This is a genomic window from Actinacidiphila sp. bgisy160, from assembly GCF_965342435.1.
GTDB lineage: Bacteria > Actinomycetota > Actinomycetes > Streptomycetales > Streptomycetaceae > Actinacidiphila.
This window is the reverse complement of the sequence record NZ_CBDRCM010000027.1, coordinates 91,123-97,122: the sequence shown is the minus strand read 5'-3', so window position 1 is coordinate 97,122 and position 6,000 is coordinate 91,123. Positions and strand designations below refer to the sequence as shown.

The 6,000-nt window shown below is 72.4% G+C and carries 5 protein-coding genes and 1 pseudogene; 1 reads left to right on the top strand and 5 read right to left on the bottom strand.

The genetic code is table 11. The features are described from left to right. Positions 1-17: 17 nt before the first annotated feature. Positions 18-839 carry an MBL fold metallo-hydrolase gene (locus tag ACRWNP_RS21750; RefSeq protein ID WP_431963827.1) on the bottom strand — a complete coding sequence of 274 codons (822 nt, stop codon included), beginning with the start codon at positions 837-839 and terminating at the stop codon, positions 18-20. 1,137 nt (positions 840-1,976) lie between these two features. Here ACRWNP_RS21750 and ACRWNP_RS21745 point away from each other — a divergent pair. Further along, positions 1,977-2,888 carry an NAD-dependent protein deacetylase gene (locus tag ACRWNP_RS21745; RefSeq protein ID WP_431963825.1) on the top strand — a complete coding sequence of 304 codons (912 nt, stop codon included), beginning with the start codon at positions 1,977-1,979 and terminating at the stop codon, positions 2,886-2,888. Between the two features lie 31 nt (positions 2,889-2,919). Here the strand turns inward: ACRWNP_RS21745 and ACRWNP_RS21740 are convergent. The 4 genes and pseudogenes from ACRWNP_RS21740 to ACRWNP_RS21725 form a co-directional block, all read right to left on the bottom strand. Further along, positions 2,920-3,040 (bottom strand): annotated as a pseudogene (locus ACRWNP_RS21740) (VOC family protein); the annotation flags it as partial. Positions 3,041-3,074: 34 nt separating this feature from the next. Continuing rightward, positions 3,075-3,668 carry a hypothetical protein gene (locus tag ACRWNP_RS21735; protein ID WP_431963823.1) on the bottom strand — a complete coding sequence of 198 codons (594 nt, stop codon included), beginning with the start codon at positions 3,666-3,668 and terminating at the stop codon, positions 3,075-3,077. Continuing rightward, on the bottom strand, positions 3,665-5,281 hold the full coding sequence (locus tag ACRWNP_RS21730; protein ID WP_431963821.1) for an ATP-binding protein: 1,617 nt from the start codon (positions 5,279-5,281) through the stop codon (positions 3,665-3,667). Before ACRWNP_RS21730 ends, ACRWNP_RS21735 begins: the two co-directional genes overlap by 4 nt. Then, complete coding sequence (locus tag ACRWNP_RS21725) at positions 5,278-5,967, bottom strand: response regulator (RefSeq protein ID WP_431963819.1); 690 nt, start codon at positions 5,965-5,967, stop codon at positions 5,278-5,280. Before ACRWNP_RS21725 ends, ACRWNP_RS21730 begins: the two co-directional genes overlap by 4 nt. Positions 5,968-6,000: the final 33 nt, after the last annotated feature.

Below are 6,000 nucleotides of genomic sequence, written 5' to 3'. Positions count from 1 at the left end.
GACTCCGTACCGGCGGGTCAGCGCGTGGTGACCGCCTGGCTGACGTCGATCCACTCGCCATTGCCCGCCGTGCGCAGGCGCCCGGCGAGACCGGCGTCGTCGAAGGCCCGCTCGATGTCGGCGCGGGTCTCACTGAAGTGCGCCCATCCGTCGCAGTGGGCGGCCACGACCAACGGAGCCTCCAGTACGGAGGCGGCGGCACTCGCCCGCTGGGCGGTCAGGGTCAAGGGCCTGCCGCGCATTTTCGACGGCACGCGCGCCGCGCCCACGAACAGGACGGCCACGTCGACGGGCGGCACACGGCGGGAGATCTCGGCCACCACGGAGAGTGAGGCGTTGTCACCGCTGACGTAGACGGTGGGAAGCTCGTCCCCGCTCAGGACGAAGCCGGTGACCTCGCAGTTCACATGCCCCTGCTCGTCGCGCTCACCGTCGTCGGGACCGTGCTGGGCGGGCACGGCGTGGACGGTGACCGTGCCCCCGTCGGGGCGGGGAAGTCGCACACTGTCCCAGGGCGACAGCCCCTGCGCCGGGGTACCCAGACGCCGCGCGGCGGCGGGGCCGGTCAGCACCAGGGGCGATCCGAGGGCGAAGGCGCGGCCGCGGGTGTCCAGGTTGTCGGGGTGGAGGTCGTGGCTGACGAGGACGGCGTCCACCGGCCCGAGGGCGTCCTCACTGACGGCGGGCCCCGCGGTCTTGGTGAGGTATCCGTGGTCGCCCGGGTCGTCGAAGGTGGGGTCCGCCACCAGGCGCAGCCCGCCGATGTCGATCACCGTTGTGGGGCCCCCGAGGACGCTGATCGCACCTGGGCGGCGGGCGGGGCTGACCCGATCGTTCATGACGGCACCTTTCCTGGAGTGTGTCGCGCAGGACCCGTCGCCGAGCCCCGTGTGATCCCATCACACGGATCGCAGCGCTCGCGGGAGGCCAGTGGATCAGGGCCGCGAGGTCAGGCCCCCGGGGGACCGTTCTGGTTCACGGGCCAGATCGCCGCCGGATCGCAGCGGTCCGGACAGGCGGGCAGGTAGACCTCTTTTGGGCCTCTTTGTCGAGGAGCAGCCGGTAGGAATCGGCGCCGCTGCTGTAAGGCTGCTCCGGCCGGCCGGCCGGCCGGGCTCCGGCGCTGGAGGCGGGTACCTGCGCCGTCGACAGGCAGGGGAGGTCCGGCAGCCGAGCGTGTGCCGTGGCCGTGCCCGTCGAGGCTGCGCACTGGTCCGAGCCGGCCTTTCCGCCCCGGGGAACGCGGCTACCGGTGGCCGGCGGGTCCGCATGAGGGGAGGAGCGGGGCGATCCGCTGCCCCCGCACCCGCCGTGGCCGTTCCGGCCGTCCGGCGCCGCGTTCCGGCACCTGCTCGCGCGCATGATGCCCGCCGTCCTGGAATCGTGGCTGCGGGCCGTCTGCGACCGCGGACTGACCCAACGATCTTCAAGGATTGATGGTGAATCAAGCTACTTGCCCGTATTTACGTTCAATGTTCTACTTGTTTGACCGAGCAAGCATCACGGGTGTGGGGACGCCCATCGCTCGGGATATGGGGACGCGGCCTCGCGGTGATGAGCCACCGCGAGGCCGCTCATTTCTCGACTGCGCGCTGAACCCGCCCAGCCGCGCCGGAGTTCCGGCCGCCGCACCGACGAGCGCGAGCGGGCCGCCGTGGCGCCGACGTCGTCGTCGAGGCAGCCGGCGGGATGCCCGCGTGCACCGAGGGCTCTCCCGTTCGTCGCGCCCGACGGGAAGTACGTCGTCATCGGCCTGTGGGGCACATCGGGTACGCCGCCGGCCGGGCCGCGATTCCCGCTCGCCGCGATGGTCACGTACCGCTGCTCGCTCGAGCAGGCGCAGGGGAGTCGGACGCGTCGGCCGCGGCGAGCCGCTCAAGGCCGTGATCGTGCCGTAGCGACGGGCGGCCCGGATCCCCCGCCCGGGGTCCGACCGCGGGAGCGGCCGAAGCCGGCCCGTTGCGTACCCTTGCGGCATGCGCATGCGCCCCACCTTGAGCTGGACGCCCACCGAGGACCTGCCGCCGGGTACCACGGACGTGGGGCCGGTCGCCGATGCGCTGGGCACCGGCCGTGTGCTGGTGCTCAGCGGGGCGGGCATCTCCACGGAGTCGGGCATCCCCGACTACCGGGGCGAGGGCGGCAGCCTGAGCCGACACACCCCGATGACCTACCAGGACTTCACCGCCAGTGCCCAGGCCCGGCGGCGGTACTGGGCACGCAGCCACCTCGGCTGGCGCACCTTCGGCCGTGCCCGGGCCAACTCCGGGCACCGGGCCGTGGCCGCGTTCGGGCGGCACGGCCTGCTCTCGGGGGTGATCACCCAGAACGTCGACGGCCTGCACCAGGCCGCCGGCAGCGAGGACGTCGTGGAACTCCACGGAAGCCTGGCCCGGGTCGTCTGCCTCACGTGTGGCGCCGTCAGTCCGCGCGGCGAACTCGCCCGGCGGCTGGAGGAGGCCAACGCGGGCTTCGAGCCGGTGGCCGCCGGAATCAACCCGGACGGTGACGCCGACCTCACCGACGAACAGGTCGGCGACTTCCACGTGGTGCCCTGCGTGGTATGCGGCGGCATCCTCAAGCCGGACGTGGTGTTCTTCGGCGAAGCCGTACCGCCGCGGCGGGTCGAGCACTGCCGCGAACTGGTCCGCGAGGCGGCCTCGCTGCTGGTCCTGGGCTCCTCACTGACGGTGATGTCCGGGCTTCGCTTCGTCCGCCAGGCGGCCCAGGCAGGGAAGCCGGTGCTGATCGTCAACCGGGACCTCACCCGCGGCGACTCGCACGCCCTCACCAGGGTCGCGCTTCCGCTGGGAACCGCCCTCGCCTCCGTGGCCGAGCGGCTGGGCATCCCCGTCGACGGCGAGGCGGCGGCCCCGGCGAGCCGCTGACGGCGGCGCAGGCCGCGGTCCGCGCTCCGGCTCAGAGGGGCTGGACCCGGCGGGCGCAGCAGGCAGAATTCGTGGCCTTCCGGGTCGGCCAGGACGTACCGGCTCTCGGCGCCGGTCTGGCCGACGTCCGCGGGCCTGGCCCCGAGCCACCGCCACCGCTGGGCTTCCGGGGGCGGGGCCTTCCGCCTACAACTGCGCTGGGGCGGGACACGAACCGGCCGTCTGCACCTTCACCCATCCGTCCCCGAGCACCCGGACGGTCCTGTGCCCCGGGACACGGGACGCGGCGGGGGTCGGGACCGTGGAGGCACCGCCCACAGTCCCCGCCGGGGGCAGCGAGGCGGCCGACCCGCTCACACTGGCCACCGTGCACGCCAACTGCAGCATGGCCGGATGGGTGAACGCGGGGACGCCCTTGGGGAGCCGGACGGAGACGACGCCGCTGCCGACCCTCACGTCCAGCTCGCCGTCGAGGCCGAGGAGGGGCAGTTCCGTCGTGACCGTCGCGTTCTCGTTGGGGGCCGGTCCGGCGAACAGTGTCTGGACGGCGCCCGCCACGTCACCGGGGTGGACCGTCTTGCGGAGGTAGCTCTTCAGCTTGCCGTCGTGCAGGAAGTAGACGGAGAAGAGCATCGGATGCGCGGTCTTCGAGCTGGGGGAGGACATGCCGCTCGCCGGTTCGCCGGCCTCGATGACACCGGACGGCGGGACTCCGCACGCCGTCAGCGTGAGCGCGGCCGCGAATCCGGCCGCGAGCGCCGCCGGGCGCGCCCGTTTCACCGGGCACCCCCGTCCTCGGCCTCAGCGTCCTCGGCCTCAGCGTCGTCGGCCGCGGAGTCGCGGTGCAGGGGGAGCTCGACCGTGAACGATGTGCCCCCCCACGGCTGGTTGGCCGCACTGATGTGCCCTCCGTGCAGGTGCACGTTCTCCGCCGTGATGGCCAGGCCCAGTCCGCTGCTCTCACTCCTGGTCCGTGAACTGCTCGCCTTGTAGAAGCGTTCGAAGATGTGCGGCATGGCCTCCTCGGCTATCCCCGGTCCGTTGTCGGTCACCTCGATGACGGCCCACCTCACGTCCGCCCGCTCCTCCCGCACGCTCATGGCCAGCCGCACCGGCGGAGCACCGTGCCGCAGTGCGTTGCCGACCAGGTTGGCCAGCACCACGTCGAGCCGGCGCGGATCCACCCGGGCCCGGAGCACACCGGGCGCGGGCAGGTGGGTCTCCACCAGGCCCTGCCACCCCCGGGCGGCGAGGGTGTGCTGTACGAAGTCGGCCAGGTCGATCTCGTCCACGTTGAGCTCGGCCGCGCCCGCGTCGAAACGGGAGATCTCCATCAGGTCGTTCACCAGCACGCTCAGCCGGCTGGTCCCCTCGCTGATGAGCCGCAGCGCCTCACCGGACTCCCGGTCCAGGCGCGGCGCGTTCGCGTCCAGCACGTCGGTGACCGCCGACATCGCCGCCAGCGGCGTCCGCAGCTCGTGGGAGACGTCCGCGACGAAGCGGCGCGCCTGGGCCTCCAGGCGGCGCAGCTCCGCGACGGACCGCTCGAGTTCGGCGGCCGTGTGGTTGAAGGACTGGGAGAGGTCGGCCAGTTCGTCGGAACCGTTGACGGTCAGCCGGACGTCGAGGTGTCCCTCGGCCATGCGGCGCGTCGCCCCGCGCAGCGCCCGCACGGGACGGAGGACGCCGCTGGCGGCCGCCAGCGCCAGGACGACGGCGAGGCCCAGCGCGACCAGGGTGGCGTGCTCGATGGCGCTGACCATGGCATCGACGTAGGCCTGTTCGGTCTCCTGGGGCACGACCAGGTACATCACGAGACCCGACAGCCTGGACTCGGTGCCGTAGCCGCTGCCGTACGTGACCGGCATCCCGACGACGAGCCAGGGATGACCGTCGACGTTCACGCGCTGGAACACGGCGGCGCGTCTCGTGGCCACGGACCGGCGCAGTTCCGGCGTGAGCCGGTCGAAGTCGGCGCTCGGGGTATAGGCGCGGAGGCTGCCGTAGGTGGCCAAGACCCGCCCGCCCTGCGCCTGGTTGGCGCGGAACACCTGGTTCACCGCCGTCTGCAACTGCGACTGGTCCGGCGTCGCGGGGGTGTAGACGGCGACGGTGTTGACGCTTGCCCGGAACTGCCGGATGACCGCGTCCTGGCTCTGCTGCAGCACCCCTGTGCGCGCCTCCCGGAAGGTGACCGCTCCGGTGCTCAGGGCACCGGCCATGGTCACCAGGACGAAGGCCACGACAAGGCGGGATCGCAGGCCCCGCAGCGGGAGCGGGATCCTCGCCAGTGCCGCCCGGTAGAACCGCGTCCATCCGGGGCCCTGCCCGGTTGCTGATGCCTCGCGCTTGCGTACGGCCTTGCGCGCCCGCGCGGTTTCGCGGCGGCTCACGCGGTGCCGAAGCGGTAACCGAAGCCGCGTACGGTCTGGATGTACCGGGGCGCGCCGCCCAGTTCACCGAGCTTGCCGCGCAGCCGCTTCACGCAGGCGTCCACGAGCCGTATGTCGCCGTAGTAGCTGTGCTCCCAGACCGCCTCCAGCAGTTGCTGGCGGCTGAAGACCTGTCCGGGCGAGGCCGACAGGGTCAGCAGCAGCCGGAGTTCGGAGGGGGCGAGTGCGACGGGTTCACCGTGGTGCGTCACCACGAGCCCGGCCCGGTCGATGATCAGCTCCCCGTGCGACTCCGCCCTGGGCCGGAGGGTGTCGGAGGCCGGCGCGCCCTGCCTGCGCAGCACGGCCCGTATGCGTGCGTCGAGCACGCGGGCCTGCACCGGCTTGACGACGTAGTCGTCCGCACCGGCCTCGAGCCCCACGACCACATCGATGTCATCGCCCTTGGCGGTGACCATGATGATCGGCACCTGGTCGAGGTCGCGTATGCGCCGGCACACGTCGAGCCCGGATATCCCCGGCAGCATCAGGTCGAGCACGACGACGTCCGGACGGAAGGGGCGGAGCTGTTCCAGTCCCTCTTCACCCGTTCCGGCGGCGAAGACGTCATGCCCCTGGTGACGCAGGCCCAGTTGAACCGCCTTACGGACATCCGGGTCGTCTTCGACGATAAGGACTCGTGGCACCTCGCCAGTCTAAGCAGACCGCGAGCGGCGACC

Bases quoted from the DNA above. Each gene is read 5' to 3' on its own strand.
- ACRWNP_RS21745 (WP_431963825.1), top strand. From the start codon at position 1,977: ATGCGCATGCGCCCCACCTTGAGCTGGACGCCCACCGAGGACCTGCCG.
- ACRWNP_RS21750 (WP_431963827.1), bottom strand. From the start codon at position 839: ATGAACGATCGGGTCAGCCCCGCCCGCCGCCCAGGTGCGATCAGCGTC.